Here is a 15,076-nt window from a genome sequence, read left to right on the forward strand (position 1 = left end):
GGTCGACCTGGCGCCGACGACGACAGCACCAGGCCCGCACCAGTCACTACAAACAACGCGGACACATCCCCTGACCTGGCCACCAGTCACGGCAAGCACCGTTGCAGTACTAGCCCAGGTCGCCACGATGACGGCCGTCATCCTATGGCCGATGCTGCTCGTACCACCAACCTTGACGGTGCTGCGGTACTCCGGGGTGGGTAAACCGTTGACGTTCCAGCCACTCGCGATCTGGGGCGAACTGATCGGTCAGTGCGCCGACGTCGTGCGGAACCCTGGCCCGGAGCACACTCACGTGGCAGGTGTCTCCATAGCGTTCTCGATCGTGCGGTGCGTCGGGCACGGTTCCTGCGCGGCTCGGTTCCCCTGAACTGGAACCGTCAAGTCAGAGCCAAGGCGCACGCGGGACGCGTTGCAGTTGCACTGCGCGGGTATCCAAGGCATCGGCCGAGCGCACCACTCCCCTGGACGACCGCACCGACGTGCTGCGGCAGCTCATGGTGGAGCGCCTGGAGCGGCTGTTCTTCGGCGTCTACCGGGCCGCGGTCCGCAACGGTGACTACCAGGCCGTCGACCGTGCGGTCCACGTCATCGAGCGCAGTAGCCGCCTCCTGGGCCTGGACCGGCCCGTACGCACAGAGGTGTCCGGCCCGGACGGTGGAGCGGTACAGGTGGACACCGTCGGCCTGGACGAGCTGGAGCGCCTGATCAACCTCGCCGATGGCGCGGGTGGGCAGGGCTGACGAAGCGGCGGTTCTCGACCTCTACCGGACGCTTCCCGCTCAGCGCCGCCATGAGATAGCCGCCGCCTCCAACCCCCGAGCTCCGTGCCCGGCTCGTGCGTATCGAGCGTGAGCTGGCGATGGACCGTTCGCCAAGGGCGATGGCTGCCGTACTCACCGACGGCCGCGAGATGCAGGCCCCGCACCTGGGATTGATCGACGCCGCCTTCGAGCAGGTCGCCGCGGGCATACCGACACGGCTCTTGCTGACGATGCCCCCGCGGCACGGCAAGAGCCGCAGGGCTGCCAGGTGGGCGCCGCTCTGGTACCTGCGGCGCCGTACCGAGCACCGGGTGATGATCGCCAGCTACTCGTCCGACCTGGCTGACGATCACGGTCGGTGGATCAGGGACGCGATCCTCAACTATCAGTCCCGGCTCGGCATCAGCCTGCGGCCCGGCTCATCCGCCGCCAACCGCTTCGCCCTCACCGGCACCGAGGGCGGCGCGGTCATGGCCGGTGTCGGCGGAGGCCTCACCGGCAAGGGCGCCCACTTGGCCGTGGTCGACGACCCAATCAAGGGCGCGGCCGAAGCCTCCTCCCCCACCATGCGGAAACGGCTGTGGGAATGGTGGCAGACCGTCCTCCTGACCCGTATCGAACCGGGCGGCTCCGTCATCCTGATCCAGACCCGCTGGGACGAAGACGACCGCGCCGGTCGAGTCCTGGCTGACGAGGGGCGACCGGTGGACCGTCATCGTTGTGCCCGCCGTCGCTCTCTCCGCCGACGACGCCCCTCAGCGTGGAACGCCTCGCCGTGCGTGACGCGCAGATCGATGGGCTCGCTGACTTCAGGGAGCGGGCTCTGTCACAGATCGCCGCCCAGCGGATGGAGATCGAGCGGCTTCGCGATGTCTTGGTCACGCCGTCGAATGTTCGTGCTCTGCCGAACAGTTCAGGGGCGAACGCACCATACGGATCGTGTAGCTGAGCTCAATCGTGTGCAGGGAGCGGCTGCGACGTATGCCGGGCAACCGCCTCTGGTGTGCTCTGGGGATCTACTCGTCTGCACGAGGACGCGCGCTGTCGCCGACCGCGTCCCGAGTCGTCACCAGCCGATGGTCAGGAGGTCTCGGGCCGCCTGACGCGGCCACCGGCGGCGAGTCGGTCGTCGAAAATGGTTGCGAGGTAAGCGGTGGCGACGAGTTGTTCGACCTCTCGTGGCCGCGGCGGTGCAGGATGGTCGTTGACCGGGCGAATGAGTTTGCTGCTGTCCGGTCCGTGCGCGATGGTACCGAACTCGTTGGCCTCGTCACCGGCCAGGCAGTCACGTAGACGATGATGCCGCCGCCTTACAGGCCCACCCCGGCCCCCTGCAGACTGGACCGGCCGGGCCGAGGGTCCGGGCGAAGCACCGAGTGAACAGCTGACCGAAGCCGGGGTCGCTGTTCATGGTGGCAATGTGCGAGGACGGATTTCCTGGTGCCGGTCTCACTGGGTGCAAGGCAGGGGCCTTGGGCCTGTCTGACTGCTGGCTACGGTTCCAGGAAAGCGAGCGCCCGCGGAACGAATCTGTCGTGGTGCTAGAAGATCCCGCCGTGTCCGGCGTCGGGGGTAGAGGGGCTCGAGTTCACCCCGGGGCAGTCGGGCCACCAGGTCGAGGGTGTTGGCGCTCGGGACCATCCGGTCGCTCTCGCCGTTGGCCACCAGGTCGGCTGGTGGGTGCGCGACAGGTCGGCGGGGGCCTGGACGCCCCAGCGGTGGATGGCCTTCGACTGGGCGCGGAACGATGAGAGCGAGATGGCTTTGTCGCGGTCGTCCGTGCGCTCTTTCAGCCGGTCCAGGAAGGCGTGGGCGGCCCGTCGGCCGCTTTCGGTGGCGGTGAAGAAGAGGAACTGCTTGGAGTTCCTGCGGGTCGCGACGGCCTTGAGGGTGTCCTTGATGGTGAGGGAGGTGACCTTGATGCCGGGGCCTCCGGCGGGGCCCGTGCCCGCGAGGATCATCTTCCGTACGAGGTCCGGTTCCTGTGCCGCGACGACCTGGGCGACGAAGCCGCCCATCGACAGGCCGAGCAGATCGACACGGTCGTACCCAAGAGCCGTGATGAACAGCACCGTGTCGCGGGCCATCGCCTCGATGGTGTCGGGCGTGGAGCCACCGGAGGCGCCGACGCCGCGGTTGTCGTGGGTGATCACGCGGCGTCGGGCTGCGAGTCCGTCGACGACGCGGGGGTCCCAGTTGCCCAGGACCGCGGACAGGTGGTTGAGCAGGATCAGCGGTACGCCGTCGTCCGGACCGTGCTGCCGGTAGGCGACGTCCACGCCGTGCACGGACACGGCGCGGGCCGGCTCGTTCTGGTACGACCACGGGGTGGGCGTGGGGGAGCTGGACGGTGCGTTCGTGATCGGGTCCTGGTGTGGGAGAGAGGAGCGTGGGGCGGGATCTTCTCGTTGTGGCGGGCGACGTTCTCGGCGACCGGCAGAGCCGTTGCCCTGGGGTCACGTCATGGAGACGACGACCTTGCCGGCTTTCGGGTGGCCCTTTTCGACGTACTCCATGGCCTGAAGGGTCTCGTCGAAGGGGAAGACCCGGTCGACGATGGGGCGGATCTTCCCGGCGTCGATGAGGGGGGTGAGTTCGCGCAGCTGGTCGCCACTGGCCTTCATGAACAGGAAGGAGTACGTGACACCGAGACGCTTGGCCTGGCGCCGGGTCTTGGCGCTGAGCGCGGCGATGCCCAGGCGGAGCACCGGGTTCGAGCCGAGTTCGCGGGCGGTGGCCGGGTCGGGCGGGCCCGCGACGGAGATGGCCAGGCCGCCGGGCTTGAGGATGCGCAGGGACTTGGCGAGGTTCTCGCCGCCGAGGGAGTCCAGGACGAGGTCGTAGCCGGTGAGGAGTTCGGAGAAGTCCTGGGTGCGGTAGTCGATGACCTCGTCCGCGCCGAGGTCCTTGACGAGGCCGACCTTGGCGGTGCTCGCGGTGGCGGTCACGTGCGCGCCCAGTGCCGTGGCCAGTTGGATGGTGATGGAGCCGAGGCCGCCGGCGCCCGCGTGGATGAGGACCTTCTGGCCCGGCTGGACGTTCGCCCGCTCGACCAGGGCCTGCCAGGCGGTCAGCGCGACCAGGGGGAGGGAGGCGGCCTCGGTCATGGTGAGCGTGGCGGGCTTGGGCGCCAGGTCGTCCTGGTGGACGGCGAGGAGTTCGGCGAAGGTGCCGATGCGGTCCTTGTCGGGCCGCGCGTAGACCTCGTCGCCCACCGCGAAGCGGGTGACAGACGATCCGACGCCGACGACGGTCCCGGCGAGGTCGTTGCCCAGGACGAGCGGGAGACGGTAGGGCAGGATCGACTTAAGGTCACCGTCGCGGATCTTCATGTCCAGCGGGTTGACACTCGCCGCGTCGATCCTGACCAGGACGTTGTCGGCGCCCACCTGGGGGTCGGGGATCTCGGCGGCGCGCATTCCGGCCGCAGCACCGTACTCCTCGACCATGAAGGCCTTCATCGTCATCTCCGTTCGTGTGGTCTCCCGTCCAAGCGGGAGGGATGTTCTGTCCGTGAGGGGTTTGTCTCGTTACGAGACATTTGTAGTGTTCTTCTAGTCCGCGCGCTCCGCGTCGGCACGGCAGTGGTCAGTGCCTGCGCGGAGAGTTCTGCGTCGGCCGTGTTTCCGGGCTCAGGCCACCGGCACGGCCGGGGCGATGACGCTGCTCACGTCGCCGCCCTGGAGGTGCCCCAGCGAGCCCGCGACGCCCTCGTGCGGTACGCCGAGCGGCATGGCGCTGACCTTGTCGAGGCGCGCGTACTGCTCGTCGGTGAGCTGGACGTCGAGGGCCGCGAGGTAGCTGTCGAGATGGGAGAGGTCGCGCGGGCCGATGATCGGGACCAGCGTGGCCGTGGAGCGGGCGACGTGCTCGCGGACCCAGGCCACCGCCACCTGGGCGGGCGTCGCAACGGTCTCCTGGGTGAGGGCCGGGACGGTGTCGACGACGGCAGCCTTCTGTCGGTGCTCTCGGTGTGGATGACCATGCCCGGGTCGCCGAGGCGCCCTTCAGCGAAGCTGCGGTACTTGCCGGTGAGCAGTCCGCCGCCGAGCGGGGACCACAGCGCGGCACCGAGTCCGAGGCTCTCGGCCATCGGCAGTAGCTCCCGGTCGGCGGTGCGCTCGACCAGGCTGCACTCGTGCTGGATGCCGATGATCGGGGACTGGTTGCGCAGGTCGGCGAAGGTCACCGCGCGGGAGACGCGCCAGGCGGGGAAATCGGACAGCGCGGCGTGGTGGAGCTTGCCCGCGCTGACCAGGTCGTCGAGACCGCGCAGGAGTTCCCCCATCGGAACGAGCTGGTCGGGGAAGTGCACCCACAGCAGGTCGATGTAGTCGGCGCCCAGGCGCTTCAGACGGGCCTCGACGGAGGCGACCATGGTCTTGCGGCTGTTGCCGGTCTGGGAGATGTCCGGCCGCGAGGCGGCGCCGAGGGCGAGCTTGGTGGCCAGGACGAAGTGCTCGTGGTCGGCGGAGACCAGCTTGCCGGTCAGCTCCCCCGACCCGCCGAACTGGTAGCTGTCGGTGCTGTCGAGGAAGGCGCCGCCGGCCTCGGCGAACCGGTCGAAGATCCGGCGTGCCTCGTCGGGCTCGGCGCCTGCGCCCCAGCCGGCGCCGAAGTCCGCGGTGCCGAGCGCGTACTCGGAGACGCGCAGTCCGGTCCTGTGGCCGAAGGCCGTATAACGCATGAGAAGTCCTTGCGCAAGGGGGCCTGGAAGGCCGTCGTGCCGTGGTGGAGGGGCTGAGTGTCAGCCCGCGTTCGGCTGGGGCACCGCGGACAGGCTCCGCTTGACGTACCTACTGGTCTCGTCGGCGAGGATCTCGGGCAGGCCGGTCTCGATGCCGTAAAGGGCCTGGGCCGCGACGTCGGCGGCGGCGACCTTCTGGTCGACGGGCACGCCGGCGGCCATGTCGGTGTCCATGTAGCCGACGTGCAGCGCCGAGACGATGATCCCGCGGGGCGCCAGTTCCTCGCGACTCGCGTCGCTCAGCGCCCAGGCGGCGGCCTTGGAAGCCGCGTAGGAGCCGAGGCCCGACGGGTGGAACCATGACAGGGCGGACAGGACGTTGAGTACGGCGCCGCCGCCGTTGCCCTCGATGAGGGGAGCGAAGGCCCGTGTGGCGACGAGCGGGCCGAAGAAGTTGGTCTCCATCTCGCGACGCACCTCGTCCAGGTCGCCGCCGACCAGCGTCGCGCCGGTGGAGATGCCCGCGTTGTTGATCAGAAGCGTCGCGTCCGACGCGATGCGGGCGGCCTCCCGTATCGACTCCTGGTCCGTCACGTCGAGGCGCAGTGGGCGGACGCCCGGCAGGTCGATCGTCTCGGGACGGCGGGCCGCCGCGTAGACCTTGGCGCCATGCTCCACGAGCTGGGCGGCCAGGTGCCGCCCGAGGCCCCGGTTGGCACCGGTGACCACCGCGACCGCGTTCTTGAGTTCCATGCTCGCTCCTGTCCTTCGCAGGCGCCGTCGGAGCACCCGCGTCAATTAGATTTCAAGCGCAATCTAAACACAGGGCTATGATAGATGCCAGTCGACATCCAAACGGGAGGTGGCCATGGGCCGCGTATCGCAGGCGCAGGCGGAGGAAAATCGCAGGCGGGTGGTGGACACCGCCTCCCGGCTGTTCCGAGAGCAGGGCACGCAGGTCAGCGTCGCCGACCTGATGAAGGCGGCTGGTCTGACCCATGGCGCGTTCTACAAGCAGTTCGCCTCCAAGGAGGCGCTCGTCGACGAGGCCACCGCCCACGCCTTCGCCGAGCTCACCCAGCGCTACAGCGCCGGGCTCGAGCGGCACGACGGGCAGCGCGAAGCCGCCCAGCAGGCGTTGATCGACACCTACCTCTCCGTCGAGCACCGCGACGACCCGGCAGACGGCTGCCCGGTCGCAGCCCTCGCCACCGACATCGCGCGCGAGGGCGGGGGGCGGGAGGCCCGTCGCGTCTACGCCGAGGGAGTGGCCGACTTCGCCGGCTTCCTCGCCACCGATGACCAGGACGGCATCGTCCGCCTCTGCACCCTGTTCGGTGCGCTGGTCCTGTCCCGGGCCACCGCGGGTTCCCCGCTCTCCGCAGAGATCCTCGACGCCGCGCACGCAGCCTTGACGGAAGCAGGCTGATCAAGGGGCGGTGCGGGTGCACGTCGACCGCGCTCGTGGGCGCCGAAGCGTCCGCGGCCAGGCGGAGGCGTTGCGCAGCCGACGTTAACGTTGTCAGCAGGGCTGCGATCTGGCGCCGGACGCGTACCCGACCGGCGGCCACGTCGCCGCGATCCGCATGGGCGGCGCCGTTAGCCCGGGCGAGCAGCCGGGTGATGGCGGGATGCCCTGGTACTGGAGACGCCGACCGCTTTCAAGGGGGTGATCGCGACGGTAAGTTCGCCGGACGGGCGACCGCGCTTCCGAACACGCCTGCGAAACCTGCGTCAGCCCGGCCGCTTCCGCCTCCACGGCGACGGGCCGCGAGCCGGGATGCGAAGCAGCTGCGAACCTGCCGCACCTCCTGACACCAGACAACGCATCAGCGGGCAGCACCGAAACCAACCGCCCGGGCGACTCCCGCCCATAGAGTTCCCCTCGGGCAGCCGAGTTCGGCGAGGCGTGATGTTCGCCGCACCCACAGCGGGGAATCGGACACCGTGCTCCGTCCTAGCGCGACACGCGCCACAGGCTCGGCTCCAGCCCAAAGCGACACGACCAGCGAGGGACACGGTCTCCGCGGAAACACACCTGTTGAGGTCCCTGGCGATGAGCGCGACCGTCTTCGGGGTGCTGCTGGGCCTCGGCGCGCTGGGCGCACGGCCGCCGGAGCGCTCACCGCACCGGCGTTGGCCCGCCGATACAGGCCGGGGCCGATGATGCTGGTCGCGCTCGCGATAACTGCCCTGACCCAGCTCTCGCTGCGCTCGCCCCTCCCGGCCTTGCCTGGCAGATCACCATCGGCTTGGCGCTCTTCCTACAGCTCGCCTGCGCCGGCGCCGCGGGCACCACCCAGCGATCCATCCGCCAGATCGTCACCACGGCCGGGATGCAGGCGCGGATGCCGGCGGTGAGCACCGGGCTGACGTCCGGAGCCCGCCCCGTCGCAGGTTCCGCAGTTTTGTGAACACTTCCGCGTGCTCAAGAGCACCGATCGGACATTCCCGCGTGATCATGAACACTGGTACCGCTCAGCGACTTCCGCTTGCTGCCTGTCAATGATCTTCCGGCATGCGCTGCGCATCCCTCCACATCGTCCCAGTAAGACCACAGAGCGCCCGAGAAGGGGCCGTCGCAAGCAGGTGTACGCGACCTCGGCACCGGGGGCGTGCCCGCTTCCCCTGCCGTCGGGCGTGACCATTACCCGCCTATGGCGTTGTTGGGGACGGAACGGTCTGATCCATGGGGGCGTTGATGAAGGTGGCAGGTATTCATCATGCCTACGGTGGCCGGGCGGTGTTGCGCGGCGTGGATATGGAACTGCCGCGGGGTTCACTGGTCGGCATCGTGGGGGAGAACGGTGCTGGGAAGTCCACGTTGCTGAAGATTTTGGCCGGTGAGCTGCGGCCCGACCGGGGGGTGGTGCGGCACGAGGGCCGGTTCGGGTACTGCCCGCAGCAGGTGATTCTCAACGACTCGTTCACCGTCCGCCAGCACCTTGAGCTGTTCAGGACGGCGTACTCGCTCCCTGATCTGCGCCGGGCGGAGGAGATCATGGAGGCCTTGAACTTTCGCGAGTACGCAGGGGAACGGGTCGGGGCGCTCAGCGGGGGAACCCGGCAGAAGCTCAACCTGACCCTCGCGTTGATACACGATCCTGATGTGTTGCTGCTGGACGAGCCCTATCAGGGCTTCGACTGGGAAACGTATGTGCGGTTTTGGCAGCTGGCCGTGCAGTTGCGTACCTCCGCACAGTCTGTGCTGGTGGTCTCGCACCTTGCCTACGACGTGGACCGGCTAGATGTCTTGTGGCGCCTGAAGGAAGGCGTGCTGTGCGCCGGGGCGGGGTTAGCGTCATGAGTCCCTCGCTGGCGCGGTTCGTCATCGCTACGCGGTTCACGCTGATCGAGCATGTGCGCAACCGGTTCGCCGTGGCGCTGGTACTCCTTTTCGTTCCCCTGTGGATCTCGCTAGGGCAGTTCATGATCGTGGACATGGGGGTGTCGTTCAGGCTCTGGGCCACCGGCGAGATCCTCGTCGCCCGGGGCAACGAGCTCACTCAGATCAGCGGCGCCCTGAACGCGGTGACGCTGATCGTCGGGTTCGCGATGTTCTCGGTCACCTTCAGCTCGGGAACTTTCGACCGGCGTCTGGCCATGGCCGGCTATCCCCGCCCCCAATTGCTACTGGCGAAGGTGGCCTCCCTCGTTCTGGCCTCGGCCGTCGTCAGCCTTTACGCCACAGCGGTCATGTGGGCGTACTGGTCGCCCCGTCAGCCCGTGCTGCTGGCCGTTTCGCTGTTCAGCGCGGCCGTGACCTACGGAGCCGTGGGCGTTGCCCTGGGCACGGTGGTGCGCCGTGAGCTGGAGGGCATCTTCCTCGTCGTGATGATCAGCGTCATCGACCTCGCGCTGCAGAACCCCATCGCCAGCAAAGGAGCCGACACCGCCTTGGTGCGTCTGCTGCCCTCCTACGGCGCCATGCAGTCCGCTTCCGCCGCCGGCTTCTCCCACTCCGTTCTCCTGAGCTGCCTGGGCGTGCAGTTGGTCTGGTTCGTCGGCGCGGCCCTCCTCAGCCTGCTCGCCTTCCGTCGGCGCACCCGGTCCGCGGTGACCGGTCGGGTCCCGTCTTCCACCCAAGGAGCACCGTGTTCGCTGCCGACTGCGCGCAGGCCGAAATCCACGACCCGCAGCTGAAAGCCGCGTACAAGACGTGCCACGATTATCTACGGTCCACCAGCGCCGAGGAGTTCTGGTGCCTGCAGCTGATGCCCCCTGCTCTCCGTCCGGCAGGCTGGGCCCTGCTCGCCGCGTACTCCCTTGCCGATGACCTGGCCGACACCACCGAGGGCGACGGTTCTCAGCGGCTGCGGGAATGGCGCGAAGCCCTGGACACCGACCTGCGCCACGGCACAAGCGAGGACCCGGTGCGCCAGGCGCTGGTGCACACCATGTGGTGCTGGAACCTGAAGACCGCCGCCTTCGACGTCACCTTCACGGCCCTTGAGAAAGACGCCCTGCGGACCGCTCCCGCCGCGGCGACCTGGCAGCAGTGGCGGACCCGCAGCAAGGACACCAACGTGCCTTTCATGCTGCAGTGCCTGACGATGCTGCGCCACGCCGGCCTCGACATCCCGCTCCACCTCACTCGCCTGGACGCCTACCAGCGGCTGTCGGACGGCCTGTTCCTCACCGACTCACTGACCGACCTCGCCGACGACCTCGACCGCGGCGACATCACCCTCCCCACGGAGGAACTGCACCGCTTCGGCGTCTGCGAGACAGATCTCCTCCAACACCGCTGGACCCCCGCCGTCCAGGCACTGATCAGCCACCTCCTGAACACAGCCCGCACCTGGCTGGACCAACCGCAACTGTGGACCGGTCTGCCACCCGGCCCCGCCGTCGTCCTGCGCACAGGCTGCACCCTCTACCGCGCCCGCCTGCACGCCGCCGAGAAAGCCGGACCCGCACTGCTGCAACATGCCGCCCGCCCGACCCTCGCCGCCCGCCTGCGCATCACCGGCCCCGGCCGGCTCCTCGCAGCCACCACCTGGCGCCTCTTTCCCCTCCCCGAACTACGCACCGCGCCCCCACCGACGCGCCCGGTGCTCCCCGCTCCCCGGACCGCTTCCCCCGAGCTCCCGCAACCACCTGAACCGCACGCCGATGGGGTCCGCCCACCGGCTCTCCCGGCCGAGTGCATGCCGCGGCATGTCGCGATCATCATGGACGGCAACGGCCGCTGGGCCACCGCACGCGGACTCCCACGCAACGACGGCCACAAAGCCGGAGGGAAGGCGCTCGTCGACGTCGTCCACGGCGCCGCGGAGATCGGGCTCCCTCACCTGACCGTGTACCTGCTGTCCACCGAGAACCTGGAAAAGCGCCCGCCGCAGGAGATCGACAAGCTGCTGACGTTCGCACGGGAACAACTGGAGTCCAGAGACTTCCTGCGCTACGACGTACGGATCCGCTGGGCCGGGCTCCCCGACGGCCTGCCCAGCGACTTCGTCGACCTCCTGCGCACCAACCAAGCGGCCACCGAAGACCGCACCGGTCTCACTCTGACGTTCTGCCTCAACTATGGCGGTCGCAGCGAACTTACGCAGGCCGCCGACTCCCTGGCCGGCGCCGCACGCACCGGACAGCTCCAGGGCACCAGAGTGTCGGAACACCTGCTTCGCTCCCATCTGCCCCTGGGCGACCTGCCCGACGTCGACCTCCTGTGGCGCACCGGCGGCGAACAGCGCATCTCCAACTTCCTGCCCTGGCACACCGCCTACGCCGAACTGCTCTTCACCGACAAACTCTGGCCGGACATCGACCGCCGGGACCTGTGGAAGGCCATGACCCAATACAGCCATCGCCACCGCCGCTACGGCGCGGCCCCCGCCTCACAGCCTGTAGTCCCCGCTCAAGAAGCGCGCCTTGGCACAAGCGGATGACAGACCACAGAGGCCCCCCCTCCCGCGCCGCCGTCCCCGGGCGACGGTGCGACAGGGACGACCCCGGACGAACGCCCATTCGCCAGGTGATCTCTCGTGTCCTGTGAGGCATCGCGGAAGTTCTCCGAACGAGCAGCGGTCTGCGTCAAGCCGATGCCCCCAGCCGTACTCACAAAGGAGCCTGCCGCCATGAAACCCAGCCGCCGTACCTTCAAGCCCCTCATCCTCACTGCCGCCGTGGTCTCGACAGCTGCCGTCGGCGTGTCCTTCCTCAGCATGACCAGCCAGGCGCAGACCCCGCCCGAGCACGTCGTGGACGCCTCGCAGCTGACCGCCGCCTCCCGCCTGCAGGCAGCCCCGCTGCCACCCTCCTGTCAGGAAGCGATCTTCAAGACCAAGGAGAAGTTCCCCACCACCCGCTACACCGTTCCCGACGAACCGTGGAACGCCGCCCTGAACGCCGTGGCCAATCTGAGCGAGGAAGACCAGGCCCTGCTCACCGAGTCCGCGTGCGCGACCTGGAACACCTGGGCCGTCCGCAACGGCGCCGCTGTGGCAACCGAGCTCGACAACCGCTACCGCAACGCCGCCGCCCCGGCATGCAACAAGTGGACCGTCGCCACCCTCGCGACGATCAGGAACCACGTCTCGGAGGTCCCCGCTGAGTACAAGCCGCAGGAAGAAGCGGCCAAGAGGATCTGGAAGGAAGTCATGACCAAGCTCTCTACAACGGCCGCCGACCCCGCCTGTCGCACGGCCTACACCAAAGCCCAGGCAGGCTGGTAGACACCCCCTCCATCGGCGGCATCCACGGCATGTGAGACACCGCCCGGCGGCAGCCCGGGAAGCAGAACGCCTGGCTAGGCAGCCAGTCGGGCGTTCTGCTAAACGTGCTCTGACGTGCTTTTTACAGCCCTGGAACCGGGCTGCACTACTTACGGTAACTGCCGTTCGAAGGGCGGCGGCTGATCTGATCGTGCCCACCGAAAGCACGCGCTGCTCACCAGGCCCGGAATCCGGCGGTTCCGCAGGAGCCAGTGCTCATGAAGTCGTGCTCCGTACACCCGGTGTAGTTTCCGCGATCCCGTGGACTTGGCATCCGCGCAGCACGCCCGCTCCGGGGTGCTCCAAGATGGGGCCTCAGCATCGTCACGGAGGGGTATCAGTGCCTGGCCTTGGATGGGAGGACTGGACTGTCGCGAGAGTGGACCAGAACCGCCTGCCGGCCGACTGGGGCTGGAAGGTCACACGCCCTTCAGGTCGTGGCTTCGACGACGACCCGGTCGACTACGCCGCTTCCCTACGCGATCACCGTCGCCTCCTCGTCGAGGAGACACCCGGCGTGCCGCTACGGCGCCGCAAGCAGCCATGGCACCGCGCAGCACCACATGCACCTGATGGCTGCTAAATCTTCGCAAACCGCCAGGCTATTGACGGGCGAGTATCCCGGTACCGCCATCTCCGGCGTTCCATCGGAGATGTGCGTCGTCGATAAGCGTGAGTGTCTGCTCGCCGACGCTGGCGCAGCTGCCCTCGGGAATGCTCTCTGTTAGGACGGTGTCGAGTTCGATGGTGGACTCCGTGACAGACAGGAGCGTCCCGGTGCCGCGGCATTTCGCGTCTGCGCTGGTCGTTCTTGTGACCACCACGGTCATTCCGATCTCGCCCTGTGTGATTGTCATTCGACGCTCCTGGTCGGTGGTGACGGTGCCTTGCCATACCCCCAGGAAGGCTTTCGGGATAGTTCCAGTGGGAGTGGGCTCTTCCGTCGCGGTTGGCGTGGCGGGTGGGGCGGCGGACTGCTGGGGTTCGGAGGCGGACTGCTGAGGTCGGGAGGCGGACCGTTGAGGTGCGGGCTTCGCGGAGGGCTCATCTTTGCCGGGCCAGTTGACAAAGGTCGTTAGGGCGACGGTGACCAGGGCGGCTGCCAGTACCGAAGCAGCCACCAAAGCATGCCGTCGGACAAAGGACGTCCGGTCAGCAGTCGCCACGTCTGTGCTGGAGGCTGGGGGCGGCGGGCTCTGCGGGGGTGCCGATGTCGGCGTAGCCCCGGTTACTGTCGCCGCACTGTGGATGGGAACGGCAGTGGGGGTCTGCGGAACCGGAGCTACCAGAGGAACGGGAGGAACAACCGGAGGGGCCGGGTCCTTCGCGGTTTCCAGATTGAGGGCTCGGGTGACCCGCCGTGCCACGGCGGTGGTCAGCGTCGGGGGAAGCCACTCCTCGTGCGCCCGTTCCAACGCGGACTGAATCGCTGGTACCTCTCTTAGGTTCGCCACAGTTGGGCGGTCCGCTGGGGATTTGGCCAGGCAGGCCACCACCCAAGAGCGCAGCGATTCCGGTATGCCCGTCAGGTCAGGCTCTTCGGATACCACCCTGAGCAACACGGCCGCTACGCCGCTGTCGGTGGCACTGCCGAAGGGCGCTCTGCCGGTACCGGCAAACGCCAGGACGCAGCCCAGGCCGAACACATCACTCGGCGAACCCGCTTCAAGTCCGTGCGCCTGCTCTGGAGACATGAATCCGGGAGAGCCCACTATCGCTCCGGCCCGGGTGACCACGCTGGCATCGGCAGCCCGGACGATGCCAAAGTCGATCACTATCGGTCCGTCAAGGGTCAACATCACATTGGACGGCTTGAGGTCCCGGTGGACCATGCCTGCTGCGTGGATGTCGCGAAGGGCGTGGACGAGTCCGTTGGCCATGTGGAGTACTGCCGACTCAGGGAGAGGGCCGCCCATGGCCACTGCCTCGGTGAGGGTAAGACCTGGAACGAAACTGGTGGCCACCCAGGGCCGGGGAGACTCTGTGTCGGCGGCGAGCACTGATGCCGTCCAGGGGCCGGCCACTTTGCGGGTCGCAGCCACCTCGAGCCTGAAACGGCGGCGGAACTCCGGATCGCGGGCCAGATCCGGATGGATGAGCTTGACTGCCGCCGTCCTGCCCTCAGGCGAGCGCCCGAGGAACACCTCGCCCATGCCGCCGCTCCCCAGCCTTGCCAAGAGAGCGAAGTTTCCTGCACGGCCGGGATCTTCGCCACGAAGAGCGTCCATCAGAGTGGCTCCATAGGTCAGAAGGAAGAGCAGATTTTCACCTGCCATGCTCCGGCACAACCGGTTCCGCGAAGCAGAACGCTCATCTCGCTACGAGCCGAGCTCGGTCGCAGTGAGCCGAAGCTCCGAAATTGTCACCGGCGAAGCCCTACGAGCTGGCGGGTGGAACTGGACGAGGCAGCCTGGTTGTCACCCACGAGGCATTCGACTTGTCACAAGTACTCGCTCGGCAGCCCTTTCGTCACGGCGAACGTTGCTCGCCCAACCGGTGGCGGCCACTACCTCCCGAGCGATGTCGACGACGAGCCGCCCGTCCGTCGCTACTCGAACCGTGTTCTCAGGTGCCCGCTGGTCCAGGAGCCGTGCCTTGCGGGCACTTCCTGCCAGCTCCTGCTCCAACTCTGCCCCGCGTTCCCGGCCCACCAGCCGCTCGCGGGCGGCTCAAGGTGTTCGTGTAGATGAGACGCCGATACCCACGCTGGGTGAAGTTCGCCCACACGGCAGCCAGATTGCTCTCGGTGATCTCCGCGCGGTGAGGGTCTCCCTCTGGTGCAGGATGCACCTGCCCCATGAAGTCACCATCGATGATCGCGTGAGCGACGGCCGCGGAGCGCAGCAGCGCCGAGACCTCCCACCCCACCGTCGTCTTGCCGACACCAGCTCGCCCTCCGATAAGCA

The 15,076-nt window shown here is 68.2% G+C and carries 11 protein-coding genes and 3 pseudogenes; 7 read left to right on the top strand and 7 right to left on the bottom strand.

Annotated elements, in window-relative coordinates; translation table 11 throughout:
- Window positions 1-482 precede the first annotated feature (482 nt).
- Together RIF68_RS08655 and RIF68_RS08660 are read left to right on the top strand one after the other, a co-directional pair.
- A complete protein-coding gene (locus RIF68_RS08655) occupies window positions 483-743 on the top strand; it encodes a hypothetical protein (protein ID WP_076681991.1) in 261 nt (86 codons plus the stop codon).
- A gap of 95 nt (window positions 744-838) precedes the next feature.
- Window positions 839-1,867: a terminase large subunit domain-containing protein gene (locus tag RIF68_RS08660; RefSeq protein ID WP_237283283.1), complete on the top strand. Its 1,029-nt coding sequence runs from the start codon at window positions 839-841 to the stop codon at window positions 1,865-1,867.
- Between the two features lie 438 nt (window positions 1,868-2,305).
- Here the strand turns inward: RIF68_RS08660 and RIF68_RS08665 are convergent, their stop codons facing one another.
- The 5 genes and pseudogenes from RIF68_RS08665 to RIF68_RS08685 form a co-directional block, all read right to left on the bottom strand.
- Window positions 2,306-3,058 carry an alpha/beta hydrolase gene (locus RIF68_RS08665; protein WP_309050558.1) on the bottom strand — a complete coding sequence of 251 codons (753 nt, stop codon included), beginning with the start codon at window positions 3,056-3,058 and terminating at the stop codon, window positions 2,306-2,308.
- Between the two features lie 162 nt (window positions 3,059-3,220).
- Window positions 3,221-4,225 (bottom strand): NADP-dependent oxidoreductase, encoded by a 1,005-nt coding sequence (locus RIF68_RS08670; RefSeq protein WP_309050563.1) that lies wholly within the window; start codon window positions 4,223-4,225, stop codon window positions 3,221-3,223.
- A 171-nt stretch (window positions 4,226-4,396) separates the two neighbouring features.
- Window positions 4,397-4,666: pseudogene (locus RIF68_RS08675) on the bottom strand (aldo/keto reductase); the annotation flags it as partial.
- Between the two features lie 170 nt (window positions 4,667-4,836).
- A pseudogene (locus RIF68_RS08680) lies at window positions 4,837-5,451 on the bottom strand (aldo/keto reductase); the annotation flags it as partial.
- A 60-nt stretch (window positions 5,452-5,511) separates the two neighbouring features.
- Window positions 5,512-6,204 (bottom strand): SDR family oxidoreductase, encoded by a 693-nt coding sequence (locus tag RIF68_RS08685; protein WP_076681997.1) that lies wholly within the window; start codon window positions 6,202-6,204, stop codon window positions 5,512-5,514.
- A 115-nt stretch (window positions 6,205-6,319) separates the two neighbouring features.
- On the opposite strand from RIF68_RS08685, the gene RIF68_RS08690 reads away from it, so the two are divergent.
- From RIF68_RS08690 to RIF68_RS08710, 5 genes are all read left to right on the top strand, one after another.
- The gene (locus RIF68_RS08690; protein WP_309050559.1) at window positions 6,320-6,880 is read left to right on the top strand and encodes a TetR family transcriptional regulator; all 561 of its coding nucleotides are present in this window, start codon (window positions 6,320-6,322) and stop codon (window positions 6,878-6,880) included.
- A 1,272-nt stretch (window positions 6,881-8,152) separates the two neighbouring features.
- On the top strand, window positions 8,153-8,758 hold the full coding sequence (locus tag RIF68_RS08695; protein WP_309050564.1) for an ABC transporter ATP-binding protein: 606 nt from the start codon (window positions 8,153-8,155) through the stop codon (window positions 8,756-8,758).
- A complete protein-coding gene (locus RIF68_RS08700) occupies window positions 8,755-9,594 on the top strand; it encodes a hypothetical protein (protein WP_076688362.1) in 840 nt (279 codons plus the stop codon). Before RIF68_RS08695 ends, RIF68_RS08700 begins: the two co-directional genes overlap by 4 nt.
- A complete protein-coding gene (gene uppS / locus RIF68_RS08705) occupies window positions 9,546-11,345 on the top strand; it encodes a polyprenyl diphosphate synthase (protein WP_309050560.1) in 1,800 nt (599 codons plus the stop codon). Before RIF68_RS08700 ends, uppS begins: the two co-directional genes overlap by 49 nt.
- A 189-nt stretch (window positions 11,346-11,534) precedes the next feature.
- Window positions 11,535-12,131 (top strand): hypothetical protein, encoded by a 597-nt coding sequence (locus RIF68_RS08710; RefSeq protein ID WP_309050561.1) that lies wholly within the window; start codon window positions 11,535-11,537, stop codon window positions 12,129-12,131.
- Between the two features lie 641 nt (window positions 12,132-12,772).
- Here the strand turns inward: RIF68_RS08710 and RIF68_RS08715 are convergent.
- Both RIF68_RS08715 and RIF68_RS08720 read right to left on the bottom strand, forming a co-directional pair.
- On the bottom strand, window positions 12,773-14,446 hold the full coding sequence (locus RIF68_RS08715) for a serine/threonine-protein kinase (protein WP_309050562.1): 1,674 nt from the start codon (window positions 14,444-14,446) through the stop codon (window positions 12,773-12,775).
- Between the two features lie 141 nt (window positions 14,447-14,587).
- Window positions 14,588-15,076: pseudogene (locus RIF68_RS08720) on the bottom strand (hypothetical protein); the annotation flags it as partial.

The organism is Streptomyces sp. (assembly GCF_031178505.1).
Taxonomy (GTDB): Bacteria; Actinomycetota; Actinomycetes; order Streptomycetales; family Streptomycetaceae; genus Streptomyces; species Streptomyces gulbargensis.